This window comes from Ochrobactrum sp. BTU2, assembly GCF_024539785.1.
Classification (GTDB): domain Bacteria; phylum Pseudomonadota; class Alphaproteobacteria; order Rhizobiales; family Rhizobiaceae; genus Brucella; species Brucella anthropi.
The window spans coordinates 17,466-30,112 of the sequence record NZ_JAHWRG010000011.1 but is presented as its reverse complement, the minus strand read 5'-3'; the positions used below and the strand labels follow the sequence as shown (position 1 = coordinate 30,112).

Below are 12,647 nucleotides of genomic sequence, written 5' to 3'. Positions count from 1 at the left end.
GTCCTAGTGATGCCGCTGACATTTTTTTGGAGGCACAGGAAGTTCTCCGATAGCCAGATAAGCTTGAGACAACGGCTTGTGCGAAGCTGCGACGCCGAGCCCTCGCGCATCAATCAGTTCAAGAGCCTGCAATAGCTTCTCGGCAACTTCCATGTCGCCGTCCGAACATGCCCGTTTGAACAGGTGCAGGATTTCGCCGGCAAGCGTCATGGCTATTGCTCCCTGGCACCGTGACCGCTTCTTTCCGCCTTCGCCGACACGACGGGCCTCGTGTGCTCGAACCTGTTCCCTGTCGCGCCGGAACGATCGCGGGTGTGTGTGGGGCTGGTCTCAGGGTCATCAGTCGTCGCCAACTCATCGATGATCGGGCAGTCCGGCCGGGCATTGCCCCGGCAGTTCTCGGCAAGGTGCTTGAGCGTCATGCTCATCTCCCTGAGTTCACGCGCCTTCCGTTCAAGTTCTTCGACATGCTCGAGCGCCACGCGCTTGACGTCCGCGCTCGCCCGGTCTCGGTCTCGCCAGAGCGCAAGCAGTTCCGTCATTTTCTCGACCGAGAAACCGAGATCGCGCGCACGCCTGATAAAACGCAACGTATGCACGTCCTTATCGGAGTAATCCCGGTATCCGCTATCCGTCCGCGACGCTTCCGCGATCAATCCGATCGATTCGTAGTAGCGGATCATCTTCGCCGAGACGCCTGATGCCGCCGCTGCTTTACCGATGTTCATCGCTGGTTCCTTTCTTCGACTTATGTAGGCGCTTCTTCGGGCGTAAAAAACACGTCCGCATGTATGTCCTCGCCGCGCAAGCCCAGTTCGCGAAGCATGATGCCGGAAGCATCGATCATGGCAGGCGGTCCGGCCATATATGCCTTCCAGCCATTGAGGTCCTGCACGTCACTCACGATCGCATCCGTTACCAGGCCGGTTCGGAAGTGATCGGATCGGCTCACCTCCGAAAGCACGGGCATGAAGGTGAGGTTGTCGTAGGTGCTCGCCAGAAGACTGAAATGATCGACGAGATAGAGATCACGTTCCGTCCGTGCCCCGAAATAGAGATGGATCGGCTGCCGCAGGCCGCTTGCCAGCGCCGTTTCGACAATCGACTTGATCGGCGCCAGTCCCGATCCGCCGGCGACCGCCAGAATTGGACCCGTATGCTGTTCGCGCAGAAACGAACTGCCGAGCGGCCCGCGAACCGAAACCTCGTCGCCGACCTTGAGTGACCTGGCGACGTGTTCGCTCGTCGCTCCACCGGGCACATGCCTGATGTGGAATTCGAGATGGTCTCGACCCGGCTGGTTCGCCATCGAATAGTCGCGCGCCGGAACGCCATCGAACGTCACCTGCGCATACTGGCCCGCCTTGAACGCGACGGCCTCTCCCGTTTCGACCTCCAGCCTGATTTGCCGGATGTCGTGGGTTGCGTCATCGATCGCGACAACCCGCGTGCGATAGGTGCGGACGGGAAGATCAAGCTGTTCTTCCTCCTCATCGAGCCATGCGACCGTGCAATCCGTGAGCGGCTGCGCGCGGCATGCAAGGATCAGTCCCTGAGACCGCTCATCGTCCGTCAGGGCAAAGCGCGTGTGCGGCAGAAGATCGACCTCGCCGCTGACCAGTCGGGACTTGCACGAGCCGCAGCGGCCCGAACGGCATCCATGAGGATATGCGATCCCTTCTTCTAGCGCTCTCTCCAGAATGGTTCGGCCATCCGGCACGTCGATGATGCGCCCCGCCTGCCGAATTTCGATTTGTCTTCCCATGACAATCTCCCTCAGGCGGCGCCCGATGACAGGGCTTCCGCCAGACGAGGTTTCTGGTCAGCAAAGGTGCCATAGAAGACCTGTTCGTTGACAATCGTGATCGGGGCAACGCGCACGCCGGTCCGCGCTTTCGCCTCTTCGGCGATCTGCGGATCTGACAGGTCACGCTCTTTGAATGGGACACCCTGGTCAGCAAGCCATCGCTTGACGGCATGGCAATCGGGGCAGGTTGGCGTGGTATACAGCACCACTGACGGAGTTCCCGTATTGGTCATCGCTTCATTCCTTTACATGTGGCGAGCCTGCCGAAGCAGGCTCGCCTGTTTCTCATTCCGCAGGCGCAAGTTCAGGCTGACGGGGCCGGACTGCGCCGCTTTCCGCCTGCGCGGGCGCGCGGAAGGTCTTGAGCCTCAGCGCGTTGCCGAGGACGAAGACGCTCGACAGGGCCATCGCGCCGGCGGCAAAGACCGGCGACAGCAGGATGCCGTAGGCCGGATAGAGCAGACCGGCGGCAACGGGGATCAGAGCCGTGTTGTAGGCAAAGGCCCAGAACAGGTTCTGCCGGATGTTGCCGATCGTCGCCTTGGACAGTGCGATCGCGTTCGGCACGCCTTGCAGGCTGCCCGACATCAGCACCACGTCGGCTGCCTCGATGGCAATGTCCGTACCCGTGCCGATGGCAAGGCCCACATCCGCTTCGGCCAGCGCCGGAGCGTCGTTGATGCCATCGCCGACGAAAGCGACCTTGCCATGCTGGGCTTTGAGGCGGCGTACAGCGTCGACCTTGCCGTCCGGCAGCACTTCCGCCACCACCTCGTCGATCCCCAGCCGAGCCGCGATGGCTTTTGCCGTGCGGGCATTGTCGCCGGTGATCATCGCGACCTTGAGGCCGAGATCGTGCAGCGCCTTGATCGCTGCGGGCGTCGTCTCCTTGATCGGATCGGCCACGGCGATAATCGCCGCGAGCTTGCCGTCGATGGCGGCATAGAGCGGTGACTTGCCCTCATTGCCGAGACGTTCGGCAATCTTGGCGAAGGCAGCTACGTCGTGGCCGAGGTCTGCCATGTAGCGGTCAGCGCCAATCTCGACTTGGCTGCCGCCGACCATGGCCTTGACGCCGAAACCCGTCACCGACTCGAAGTCCGACACGGCCGGCAGCGGGATGTCCTCCCCGGCGGCCGCATCCACGATCGCACGGGCGATCGGATGCTCCGACTTCGCTTCGACGGCCGCAACCAAACCGAGGACATTTGCCCGGTTGAATCCGATGGCCAGTTCCAGATCGGTGAGCGCAGGCTTGCCTTCGGTCAGTGTGCCCGTCTTGTCGACGGCGACGACCCTGGCGTCCTTGAGCAGCTGCAACGCTTCGCCCTTGCGGAAGAGCACGCCCAGTTCCGCACCGCGGCCCGTGCCCACCATGATCGAGGTCGGCGTCGCCAGACCCATGGCGCAGGGGCAGGCGATGATCAGGACGGCGACGGCATTGACCAGAGCGAAGGTCAGCGCGGGCGACGGGCCGAACCACATCCATGCGGCGAAGGTGAGGATCGCTACCGCAAACACCGCCGGCACAAAATACATCGTGACCTTGTCGACCAGCGCCTGGATCGGTAGCTTTGAGCCTTGCGCTTCCTCGACCATGCGGATGATCTGCGACAGCACCGTGTTGCCGCCGACCGCCGTCGCACGGATGGCAAAGGCGCCCTTCTGGTTCACCGTTCCGGCCACGACCTCGCTGCCATTCGTTTTGGACACCGGGATCGGTTCGCCCGTGATCATCGATTCGTCGACATAGCTCTGGCCTTCGATGACCTCGCCATCCACCGGGATGCGATCGCCGGGACGAACCTCGACGATGTCTCCCGACAGCACGGCGTCGATCGGCAGTTCGATCGTCTTGCCGTCCCTGCGCACGCGCGCCATCTTGGCCTGAAGGCCGACGAGACGCTTGATCGCCTCGGAGGTGCGTCCCTTGGCACGAGCCTCCAGCAAACGGCCGAGCAGGATCAGCGTCACGATGACGGCGGCAGCCTCGAAATAGACGTTCACCGTTCCGGCAGGCAGGAAACCGGGCGCGAAGGTCGCGACCAGCGAATAGCCATAGGCGGCGAGCGTGCCGACCGCGACCAGCGAGTTCATGTCGGGGGCGAGCCGCCACAGGGCGGGCAGCCCCTTGTCGTAAAAGCGGATACCCGGAACGAACAGGACGATGGTCGTCAACACGAACTGGATATACCAGTTCGTCTGCATGCCGATGGTTGAAGCGATCAGGTCATGCATGCCCGGAATGACGTGTGAGCCCATCTCCAGGATGAAGACAGGCACCGTCAGCACCGCCGCGATGGTGAAATCGCGGGTCAGTTCACGACGTTCCGCTTCCTTCTTTTCGGTACGATCATCCGTCTCGCCCTGGCTGGTTCCTGCCGCCGTGGCGATCACCCTGGCGTCGTATCCCGCGCCCTCGATGGCAGCCACCAAAGCCGCCGCATCGGCGCTGCCCTGGATCGTGGCCTTCTCGGTCGCGAGGTTGACGACGGCATTAGTGACGCCGGGTACGGCCTTGAGCGCCTTTTCGACGCGTCCCACGCAGGATGCGCAGGTCATGCCCTCGATCGCCACTTCAAGCGAGGCTGCCGTCGGCGCGGAGAAGCTTGCCGCAACCTCATAGCCTACATCCTCCACGGCCTTGACGAGAGTGGCAGGATCGACCGCAGCGTTCGTGGTGATGCTCGCCTTTTCGGTCGCCAGATTGACGACCGCATCGGCGACGCCAGGCACGGCCTTGAGGGCTCTTTCGACACGACCTACGCAGGATGCACAGGTCATCCCCTCAATGGGGAGTGATATCGTTCCAGACAGGTCTGTTGCTCGAACGGGGGCATTCATAGCCGCCTCCTTTTTTGTCCCGAAATTCCAGTTCGGACAGAAGATGGGGTTTCCAACCATGGGAAGGTCAAGAGGACAAACAGAGAAAAATCGCCATTGACCTTCCCATGGTTGGAAACCCCACATTTGGCAACGTGAGACCAAACAAGGAGAATTCTCATGGAACTCAGAATCGAGAACATGACCTGCGGTGGCTGCGCAAAATCCGTCACCAAGGCGATCCAGTCAGTCGACCCCACCGCCAGGGTGGAGACGAATCCGGAGGCGCGGGCGGTCAAGGTTGAGACGACTGCTAGTGCGGGGGCTATTCAGCAGGTTCTCGAAGAAGCCGGCTATCCTGCAACTGTAAACTGACCAGGAGCTGTGTCATGAACAAGCTCACCCCGATCTTCATTGCCGGCGCGTTCGTCATTGCTGGCGGACTCGCCTACGCACAGTCTCAGATGGACGAGCAAGGCCAAGGAGCGACCATGAATCACGGCGAACATGCCGGACACGGCGCCACCGCGCCTTCGGATAACCCTGTCATTCGCGCCTACCAGCAAGTCAACGACAAGATGCATGCCGATATGGCGATCGAGTTTACGGGCGATGCGGATGAGGATTTCATGCGCGGCATGATCCCCCATCACCAGGGCGCCATCGACATGGCTCGTGTCGTTCTCGAACACGGATCAGACCCCGAGGTGCGAGCACTTGCTGAGGAGGTCATCTCCGCCCAGGAGGCGGAAATCGCGCAGATGCAGGAATGGCTGGCCAAGCGCAGCCAATGAGACGGTGAAGGGCGGATCAATTCCGCCCTTTTCCTTTGCCGGTCATCAGCACGAGGACGGTTGCCACCGCGAAGGCGACAAGCGCCCCATCGGTGCGCCTTCGGTCAAGGCAAACGGCTCGCGTGGACGCTGAACCACGTCTGGAACCCTGTTTCGAAAATGGTGATGCGTCCGCGGGCCTCGACCAGGGATAACAGCGTATCGGCCAGATCCCTGACCGCAAGCAACCCGACCCGAAGCTCTCCAACTGCGGCGATCAGATTCTCGGCTCTGATCTTCATGTCCATCTCCTTCGTTTGGCCCTCCAAGATGAGGGTTCCAACCATTGGAAGGTCAACCCCACTGATGATCGCGACAATGGTGCAAAGCAGACAGAAAGCGCCGGCGAGATTTTTTGATCGGAGGGAACCAAGATGGCTCTCGAACCTTAAATATACCCATACGGGGTATTTTACGGCCATGTGCCAGAAGGACAACAAAGCCCTCCGCGCGAGGCTCAAGCGAATCGAAGGACAGGTGCGAGGGGTCAGCCAGATGGTGGCCGATGACCGTTACTGCATCGATATCCTGCATCAGATCCACGCCATCAAGGCGGCGCTGGCCAAGGTCGAGACCGAAATCCTCAAGACCCACGCCGCTTGCTGTGTCGAGGAAGCGATAGCGGCAGGTGATGCGGACGCGCAACGCCGCAAATTCAGCGAGTTGGTCGAGGTGTTCGCAAAAGCAAAACTCTGAAATCGAAGGACTGACGACATGGCCACTTCCACCGCAAAACGCGCCGACCTGCACAGGATGGTGACCCACGAACATACCTGTCCCTACGGTCTCAAATCGCTCGACCTCCTGAAACGGCAGGGCTACGAGGTCAACGATCATGAGCTGACGTCGCGCGCCGAGATCGATGCTTTCAAGAAAACGCACGGCGTCGACACCACACCGCAGACCTTTATCGGCGGCAATCGCATCGGCGGCTACGACGATCTTCTCGCCTTCTTCGGCAAGGAGGTAAAGGACAAGGACGCCACCACCTATACGCCGGTGATCGCGTTGTTCGCGATGGCTGCGTTGATGGCGCTAGCGACGAGTTGGGCCGCGTTCGGTACCCTTGCGACCGTTGCGGCGGCAGAATGGTTCATTGCCATCGCCATGTGTCTGCTCGCCCTGCAGAAGCTCAAGGACGTGGAAAGCTTCGCTACCATGTTCCTCAACTACGATCTGTTCGCCCAGCGCTGGGTGCGCTACTCCTACGTCTATCCGTTCGCCGAAGCGCTGGCGGGCATCCTGATGATGGCCGGCGCGCTGATGTGGCTGTCGATCCCCGTTGCCCTCTTCATCGGCACTGTCGGAGCCGTATCGGTCTTCAAGGCGGTCTATATCGACAAGCGCGAACTCAAATGCGCCTGCGTTGGCGGTGACAGCAACGTTCCGCTCGGCTTCGTCTCGCTGACGGAGAACCTGATGATGGTCGGAATGGCGATCTGGATGCTACTCAAGCCCATGGGCATCGGTCTCGGACATTAAGCGAAAACCAAGGAGCCACGAGATGACCCAATCGTCCCATAATGGCAAGCACGAACACGCCGATCACGGCGAAGGACGTCCCTACCTGATGTTCTGGATCAACATGGCGCTCGGCCTGATCGTCATGTACGTCGTCATGTTCTCGATGATCGACGGATTTCAAGATTTCCGAAACAATCTCAACATGTTCTACATGGCCGTGACCATGTGGGCGCCGATGGGCATCTTCATGCTGGCAACGATGCCCGGCATGTTTCCGCGAAAAGGGCTCAATATCACCCTCTACGCCGTCTTCCTCGTCTTGACGATCGCCTCATTCGCAGCCACACGAAGCCAAACCCTGATCGGTGACGGGCAGTTCATCGATTCGATGATCCCGCACCACTCGGGCGCGATCCTCATGTGCCGGGAAGCAGACCTGCGCGATGCTGAATTGCTGACGCTTTGCGAAGAAATCATCGCAGCCCAGCGCAGCGAGATCGAGCAGATGGAGACAATTAAGGCTCGTCTCGATCAAAGGCCCTAAGACCTGTTGCCTTGCCCAATAGCGTCCGAGAATGGCAGGCTCAATGAGGATTGCATGACAAAACATCATGAGGATGGTCGCAGCTTCGTCACGGTCGTCAGCAAAAGCCAGCCGTGCCGGACCTGCGGCGGCTATTCGAGACCTTGAATGCCGCTCACGAGGGCTTCTCTTGAGATCTCGCCCATGTGTACCGATTGCAGCGTCCCGTCGCTCTTGAGGAACAACGTAGCCGGCAGGCCCGGTACCTCGTAATGACGACCGAACTCACCGAGTCCGTCGAGCACCACATGCTCAAGCTCAAGATTCTCGGCTGTGAGGTAGCGCTGAATGATCTCCTGGCCTTCACCTTGGTTGACGAAGACAAGTTCGGCAGCGTCCGTATTTGCGGCAACGTCCGCCATCATCGGCATTTCACGGCGGCAGGGCGGGCACCACGTCGCCCACAGGTTGATGACCACAGGTTGACCTTCGAGTTCACTTGGATTGAACCGTTCTCCGGCCAGCGTGCGGTAGATGTCTCCGGTCGGCAGCGGTGTCGCCGGCACGCCGGCGCTGAGCTGCAGTACGAAGAACGCGACATAGGCCGCAGCGGCGCTCGGCAGGGCCGTCCACAATGTGAGCCGCAATTCGCGCCGGAAGCGAAAGAACGTGTAGGCGAACGCCAGCGCAATGCCGGCTTCGATCATGAAGCCGCCCTGCCACATGTAGAATACGCGCAGCGGCTCGGCGAGGAAACTGCTCGCGTGCTGGATGACGTGCCCGACGCGCGCGCCGACCACGAAAGCGACGGTCGCGCCCCAGGCCCAGGACGAAAAGCGCTGATCGACCTTGCGGGCGAGGATCTCGCTCAGCAGGAGAAAGGCGGCGATGGCGAGGATCGCGGCGAAGCGGTCGGGTGCGAAGACGAAAGGCCCGATGGCGACTGCGTTCATCTCACTGCCTCGCCTGAGAGACCGATGTCAGCAACGTATCGGTTGTCACATCGCCGATGAGGCGGGAGCCGTTTGCCTCCGAGGCATTTCGGTTGAAGAAGATCATGGTCGGTGGGCCGACCACAGCAAGATCGCGCATCAGACCCTGACTGGCCTCATCCAGTCCGGTCAGATCCACCTTGACACGCTGGAAGTCGTTCAGTGCGGCAACGATTTCCGTGCTCGAAAAGACGTCGCGTTCGATCGTCTTGCAGATGACGCACCAGTCGGCCGTGAAATAGACCAATGTCGGACGTCCGTTGGCAGAGGCAATCGCTTGCTCGACCTGCGGCGTCGAGTTTGCCTCGATGAATGTCATCTCGGACTGGGCGATCTGCTGGCCCGAACCGGTCATGACGAAGTGGGCGAGCGGACGTAGCGGGTCGGTCCCGCCCGACGCCGCCCCGATCGCCAGGATGACGCCGCCGAGGGAAACCCCAAGTCCGGCGGCTTTGCGGAAACGTGGCCAGGCACCCGCATCGGCCAGGAGCCGATCAGCGACGCCGATGAAGACCGCAACAATCAAGAGGAGGCCCGCCCAAAGCGCCAGCGTCACTTGCGGCGGCAGGATTCGGGAGACCATCCAGATCGCCGCGCCGAGAAAGACGAAGCCGAACGCGTATTTGACCTGCACCATCCACGCCCCCGCACGCGGCAGAGCGCGGCTCCCCATCGTGCCAAAGGCGATCAGCGGAATGCCTTGGCCGAGCCCGAGGGCAAACAGCGCACTCGCGCCGATCCAGGCATCGCCCGTATGTGCGATATAGAGAAGTGCCGCGGCGAGCGGCGCGGTGACGCAGGGACCGACGATCAGCGCGGAAAGGAAGCCCATTCCGGCGGCTCCGCCCACCGAGCCGCGCGTGCCGGCCTGTACCCCTGCCATCCGGCTGACCCAGGTGGTCGGCAGTTGCAGTTCGAACAGGCCGAACATCGCCGTCGCCAGCACGACGAACAGCGCTGCGACGGCGCCAATGGCGTAGGGCGATTGCAGCACCATCTGGAGGTTTTGGCCGGACCACGCGGCAACCACGCCAAGCAGGCCAAACGCTGCGGCCATTGCCAGCACATAGGCCAAAGACAGGATGAAGCCGCGCCGGGCCGTCAATGCCTCGCCCTCGCGCGCCAGGGTCGCGCTCAGGATCGGATACATGGGCAGCACGCAGGGCGTGAAGGCGAGCAACAGCCCGAAGGCGAGGAAACTCACGATCACCCAGATCGCACCGCCGCTGGCGAGAAGCGAGCCGACCATGCCGCCGTCCTGCGTGTCCTCAGCCAGGCTGAAGCCGCCGTTTCCCGTCCCTCCGGCAGGGGCGGCCGGAGTTGGACCTATGCCAAAGCCGACAACGGGTTCGGAAACCTGAAGGTTTGCCGTGTTGACCGTCAGGGTCAGCGGCGGATAGCAGATCGAATCCTTCTTGCAGCCCTGATAGGTGACTGCGACCTGCCCGGGCGCTTCAGTGCCGAGACGTGCCACCGCTTCAAGATAATAGACCTCCGAAGGACCGAAGTTGGCATCCTCTGTCTCCACGACGCCCGGTCCAGTCGACAGCGGGATCGGCTCGCCGGTCGCGGCATCCTTCGCTTCCAGATGATCGCGATAGAGGTAATAGCCTTCCTCGATTTCCCACCGGAGTTGGATCTGCTGATCCGCATTCCGCTCAACCGAGAAACGGAAGGCTTCCTCGGCTTGCAGGAGATCCTCCTGTTGCGCCGCGGCGGGCAGCGACAGGAAGACGAAGAACAGGCCAGCAAGGAGGCGGAGTATGGGCATTGAGGACATGAAATTACTCGGATGATCGCGATCGGGATGCATCAAGACGCTTCGCGAGCGTCTGCGACAACCTGGCGGAAGCCGTCCTCGTCGAGGGCGGAGGCGACGAGAAACCGACCGATCAGAAACACGGGCGTGCCACGCAGACCGAGCCCCTCGGCCTGCGCGTTATTGCGCTGAAGCAAGGCGGTGATCTCGGCGTCGCGGCGGTTGGCTTCGGTCTCGAGACCCGCCGTGTCGAAGCCGGCACCTTCCAATGCCTGTCGCATCTGCTCTTCTGGCACCCGCGACCCTTCGATACCCATCAACGCCAGATAGGCTTCCTCGTAGCGGTTCTGATACCCGGCCGCCAACGCCAGCTTTGCGCCATAGACCGAAGACTGCGCGAGGATCGGCCAGTCCTTGTAGACGTGACGCACATTGCCGTCCGATTCCAGCACCGTATTCAGCGGCTCGACGGTGCGCTTGCAGAAAGGACAGTTATAGTCAAAGAACGAGACGATCGTCAGGTCGCCGTTCGGGTTGCCGCCGACCGGCGCCTCCGGGTCGTTCAGGATCATCTCGGCTGACATGTCGTCGGCACGCACGGGCATGGCAAAGCCGGCGGCAGCGAGCGCCGCCAGGCCCGAGAGCAAGGTCCGCCGACTCAATGCACCGCGGAACGGCGGCCTACCCATAGCGAAAGGATGAGGTCTACGTGTGCAGAGGCGCCGATCGTGCATGGTCTCAAAGCTCCAGATCATGGATATTGAAGCGAGCGCACTCTCCCGAGCTTAAGACAGTCTTAAGGACCGCATTGAGCCGAAGATGCGACGGCAGTTTATCCTGACTCCGGACTATCGGGTGAACGGCCGCAACCGCCGCATGAGATCGCGCCTGCTGAACGGTCCGACCGAACGGGTGCCGTTGTATTCCTGTCCGGTGGCTGCATCCACGACGAAGAATGTCGGCGGGCCGCTCGCTCGAAGGTGGGAGAGGAGCTGGCGGTTTCCCTCGTCCATCGCCGTGACGTCCACCTTGACGAGAGGGACAGCCTCAAGGTGTTGCAGCACAGCAGGGTGGGCGAGGATTTCCCGCTCAATGCGGTGGCACACCGCGCACCAATCCGCACGGATGTCGATGAGCGCGAAGCTATGTGTTCGTGCGATCTGCTCCAGTCTCTCCCGGTAGGAAGCGACGTCCGTGACCATTGCAGCCGGATTGGCGGCGGCCATCCCGCTGGGAGTCGCCAACAATCCTACCGGCACCACCAGGCCCCCGAGCAGAAGCTCGCGGCGGGTCCATTGGTCATTCTTGCGTCGAGCATCAGCATCGATGCCGCATCCAACACCTTCCGCGGACGCTACGGCGTTGTTTCTTAAAAGTCGCGTCCGCATCCTCGTCTCCTTCACAGGACCGGCGGCAAAGCGGGCGTTCCTTAAGGCCCGCTTAAGGGCGGAAAAGTGCTCCTCGCCTGCGACGCAAGCCCGCGTTTCCAACAAAGTGCCCCCACCCAATCGAAAACCTGTTCGGCCGGATCACTTGAGCCGCAGGCCGGCGCCTGAAGTCCCCGCCGCTTCGCTATCTTCGGCCGCGCTTACCTTAAGCTGCTCTTAAGATGGGCATCGTGCTGTGCGGCCTGATTGATCGCAAAGCAGAGAGCGTACGAAACGTGAGCAAGCTACCGACACCCGCAATCGCGCGACGCGCTTTCCTCATTGGCGCCAGCGCAATGACTCTCGCCGGATGCGTTTCCACGAGGCAAACACCGCAAGTCGCGCAGCCGGTCTCGATGCCTCCTCCGCCGCCGACGCCCCCGATGTACTACGCACTGCCGAACGAGCGCTTCCCGATCCCGGAAGTCGACGTTTCCAAGGTCGATCCGAAATGGTGGCGGACGGAAGTCGACTATCCAACCGATGAACGAGCCGGAATCGTCATCGTCGATACGCCAAACCGTTACCTCTACCACGTTCAGCCTCACGGCCGCGCAACCCGATACGGTGTGGGTGTCGGCAGGGACGGTTTTTCGTGGGCTGGTCGAGGGCGTCATATCGCATACAAGCGGGAATGGCCGCGCTGGACACCTCCCGATGAAATGGTTGCGCGCCAACCCGAGTTAGAGCCCTACTCAATCGCCAATGGCGGCATGGACCCGGGGCTGAAAAATCCACTTGGAGCACGCGCCCTCTACATTCATGAAGGAAACCGGGACACGATCTATCGCATCCACGGAAACCCGGAATTCTGGACCATCGGCCAGGCCGTTTCATCAGGATGCATCCGGATGATCAATCAGGATGTCATCCACCTCGCCGACAACGTTCGCGACGGGAGCCCGCTGGTTGTGATAGCAGATCCGGCTATGGGGCATCTTTTGGTGGGATAGCTTCGTCGCGCGGCGAGAAGATCACTCCCTGCGTTGGCGCATCCTGCTGGCACTCCATCTTCTTGA

16 protein-coding genes are annotated in these 12,647 nt (G+C 61.4%); 6 read left to right on the top strand and 10 right to left on the bottom strand.

Annotation, left to right across the window (positions count from 1 at the left end; translation table 11 throughout):
• Window positions 1–3: 3 nt before the first annotated feature.
• Genes KWJ32_RS22435 through KWJ32_RS22415 form a run of 5 tightly spaced genes read right to left on the bottom strand, consistent with a single transcriptional unit; the run spans window position 4 to window position 4,651 of the window.
• Window positions 4–210: a hypothetical protein gene (locus KWJ32_RS22435; protein WP_028034408.1), complete on the bottom strand. Its 207-nt coding sequence runs from the start codon at window positions 208–210 to the stop codon at window positions 4–6.
• A 2-nt stretch (window positions 211–212) separates the two neighbouring features.
• The gene (gene cueR, locus KWJ32_RS22430; RefSeq protein WP_012092680.1) at window positions 213–728 is read right to left on the bottom strand and encodes a Cu(I)-responsive transcriptional regulator; all 516 of its coding nucleotides are present in this window, start codon (window positions 726–728) and stop codon (window positions 213–215) included.
• A gap of 20 nt (window positions 729–748) precedes the next feature.
• Window positions 749–1,765, bottom strand: a complete 1,017-nt coding sequence (locus tag KWJ32_RS22425) for a 2Fe-2S iron-sulfur cluster-binding protein (protein WP_012092681.1) — start codon at window positions 1,763–1,765, stop codon at window positions 749–751.
• Between the two features lie 11 nt (window positions 1,766–1,776).
• Window positions 1,777–2,040: a glutaredoxin family protein gene (locus KWJ32_RS22420; RefSeq protein ID WP_151609583.1), complete on the bottom strand. Its 264-nt coding sequence runs from the start codon at window positions 2,038–2,040 to the stop codon at window positions 1,777–1,779.
• A 52-nt stretch (window positions 2,041–2,092) separates the two neighbouring features.
• Window positions 2,093–4,651, bottom strand: coding sequence for a heavy metal translocating P-type ATPase (locus KWJ32_RS22415; protein WP_028034409.1), 2,559 nt, complete (start codon window positions 4,649–4,651; stop codon window positions 2,093–2,095).
• A gap of 159 nt (window positions 4,652–4,810) precedes the next feature.
• Between KWJ32_RS22415 and KWJ32_RS22410 the strand changes: the two genes are divergently transcribed.
• Both KWJ32_RS22410 and KWJ32_RS22405 read left to right on the top strand, forming a co-directional pair.
• The gene (locus KWJ32_RS22410) at window positions 4,811–5,005 is read left to right on the top strand and encodes a heavy-metal-associated domain-containing protein (RefSeq protein WP_012092684.1); all 195 of its coding nucleotides are present in this window, start codon (window positions 4,811–4,813) and stop codon (window positions 5,003–5,005) included.
• A gap of 14 nt (window positions 5,006–5,019) precedes the next feature.
• Complete coding sequence (locus KWJ32_RS22405; protein WP_012092685.1) at window positions 5,020–5,424, top strand: DUF305 domain-containing protein; 405 nt, start codon at window positions 5,020–5,022, stop codon at window positions 5,422–5,424.
• A gap of 104 nt (window positions 5,425–5,528) precedes the next feature.
• Here the strand turns inward: KWJ32_RS22405 and KWJ32_RS22400 are convergent, their stop codons facing one another.
• A complete protein-coding gene (locus KWJ32_RS22400; protein WP_156122387.1) occupies window positions 5,529–5,705 on the bottom strand; it encodes a hypothetical protein in 177 nt (58 codons plus the stop codon).
• Window positions 5,706–5,883: 178 nt separating this feature from the next.
• Between KWJ32_RS22400 and KWJ32_RS22395 the strand changes: the two genes are divergently transcribed.
• From KWJ32_RS22395 to KWJ32_RS22385, 3 genes are read left to right on the top strand one after another with little or no spacing between them, the layout of a single operon-like run.
• On the top strand, window positions 5,884–6,159 hold the full coding sequence (locus KWJ32_RS22395) for a metal-sensitive transcriptional regulator (protein WP_028034411.1): 276 nt from the start codon (window positions 5,884–5,886) through the stop codon (window positions 6,157–6,159).
• An 18-nt stretch (window positions 6,160–6,177) separates the two neighbouring features.
• Window positions 6,178–6,945, top strand: coding sequence for a glutaredoxin family protein (locus tag KWJ32_RS22390; protein WP_012092687.1), 768 nt, complete (start codon window positions 6,178–6,180; stop codon window positions 6,943–6,945).
• A gap of 22 nt (window positions 6,946–6,967) precedes the next feature.
• Window positions 6,968–7,471: a DUF305 domain-containing protein gene (locus tag KWJ32_RS22385; RefSeq protein WP_012092688.1), complete on the top strand. Its 504-nt coding sequence runs from the start codon at window positions 6,968–6,970 to the stop codon at window positions 7,469–7,471.
• Between the two features lie 131 nt (window positions 7,472–7,602).
• On the opposite strand, the gene KWJ32_RS22380 is transcribed toward KWJ32_RS22385, so the two are convergent.
• From KWJ32_RS22380 to KWJ32_RS22365, 4 genes are all read right to left on the bottom strand, one after another.
• Complete coding sequence (locus tag KWJ32_RS22380; protein ID WP_012092689.1) at window positions 7,603–8,403, bottom strand: TlpA disulfide reductase family protein; 801 nt, start codon at window positions 8,401–8,403, stop codon at window positions 7,603–7,605.
• A gap of 1 nt (window position 8,404) precedes the next feature.
• The gene (gene dsbD / locus KWJ32_RS22375; RefSeq protein WP_049768453.1) at window positions 8,405–10,213 is read right to left on the bottom strand and encodes a protein-disulfide reductase DsbD; all 1,809 of its coding nucleotides are present in this window, start codon (window positions 10,211–10,213) and stop codon (window positions 8,405–8,407) included.
• A 41-nt stretch (window positions 10,214–10,254) separates the two neighbouring features.
• Window positions 10,255–10,863, bottom strand: a complete 609-nt coding sequence (locus KWJ32_RS22370; protein ID WP_037092232.1) for a DsbA family protein — start codon at window positions 10,861–10,863, stop codon at window positions 10,255–10,257.
• 186 nt (window positions 10,864–11,049) lie between these two features.
• Entirely contained in the window at window positions 11,050–11,589 is a 540-nt protein-coding gene (locus KWJ32_RS22365) for a thioredoxin family protein (protein WP_012092692.1), read from the bottom strand.
• A 335-nt stretch (window positions 11,590–11,924) separates the two neighbouring features.
• On the opposite strand from KWJ32_RS22365, the gene KWJ32_RS22360 reads away from it, so the two are divergent.
• Window positions 11,925–12,581, top strand: a complete 657-nt coding sequence (locus KWJ32_RS22360) for a L,D-transpeptidase (protein WP_109707754.1) — start codon at window positions 11,925–11,927, stop codon at window positions 12,579–12,581.
• The last annotated feature ends 66 nt before the right edge of the window (window positions 12,582–12,647 follow it).

Coding starts and splice junctions, on each gene's coding strand:
- KWJ32_RS22435 (WP_028034408.1), bottom strand. CDS start 210: ATGACGCTTGCCGGCGAAATCCTGCACCTGTTCAAACGGGCATGTTCG.
- cueR (WP_012092680.1), bottom strand. CDS start 728: ATGAACATCGGTAAAGCAGCGGCGGCATCAGGCGTCTCGGCGAAGATG.
- KWJ32_RS22425 (WP_012092681.1), bottom strand. CDS start 1,765: ATGGGAAGACAAATCGAAATTCGGCAGGCGGGGCGCATCATCGACGTG.
- KWJ32_RS22420 (WP_151609583.1), bottom strand. CDS start 2,040: ATGACCAATACGGGAACTCCGTCAGTGGTGCTGTATACCACGCCAACC.
- KWJ32_RS22415 (WP_028034409.1), bottom strand. CDS start 4,651: ATGAATGCCCCCGTTCGAGCAACAGACCTGTCTGGAACGATATCACTC.
- KWJ32_RS22410 (WP_012092684.1), top strand. CDS start 4,811: ATGGAACTCAGAATCGAGAACATGACCTGCGGTGGCTGCGCAAAATCC.
- KWJ32_RS22405 (WP_012092685.1), top strand. CDS start 5,020: ATGAACAAGCTCACCCCGATCTTCATTGCCGGCGCGTTCGTCATTGCT.
- KWJ32_RS22400 (WP_156122387.1), bottom strand. CDS start 5,705: ATGAAGATCAGAGCCGAGAATCTGATCGCCGCAGTTGGAGAGCTTCGG.
- KWJ32_RS22395 (WP_028034411.1), top strand. CDS start 5,884: ATGTGCCAGAAGGACAACAAAGCCCTCCGCGCGAGGCTCAAGCGAATC.
- KWJ32_RS22390 (WP_012092687.1), top strand. CDS start 6,178: ATGGCCACTTCCACCGCAAAACGCGCCGACCTGCACAGGATGGTGACC.
- KWJ32_RS22385 (WP_012092688.1), top strand. CDS start 6,968: ATGACCCAATCGTCCCATAATGGCAAGCACGAACACGCCGATCACGGC.
- KWJ32_RS22380 (WP_012092689.1), bottom strand. CDS start 8,403: ATGAACGCAGTCGCCATCGGGCCTTTCGTCTTCGCACCCGACCGCTTC.
- dsbD (WP_049768453.1), bottom strand. CDS start 10,213: ATGCCCATACTCCGCCTCCTTGCTGGCCTGTTCTTCGTCTTCCTGTCG.
- KWJ32_RS22365 (WP_012092692.1), bottom strand. CDS start 11,589: ATGCGGACGCGACTTTTAAGAAACAACGCCGTAGCGTCCGCGGAAGGT.
- KWJ32_RS22360 (WP_109707754.1), top strand. CDS start 11,925: ATGACTCTCGCCGGATGCGTTTCCACGAGGCAAACACCGCAAGTCGCG.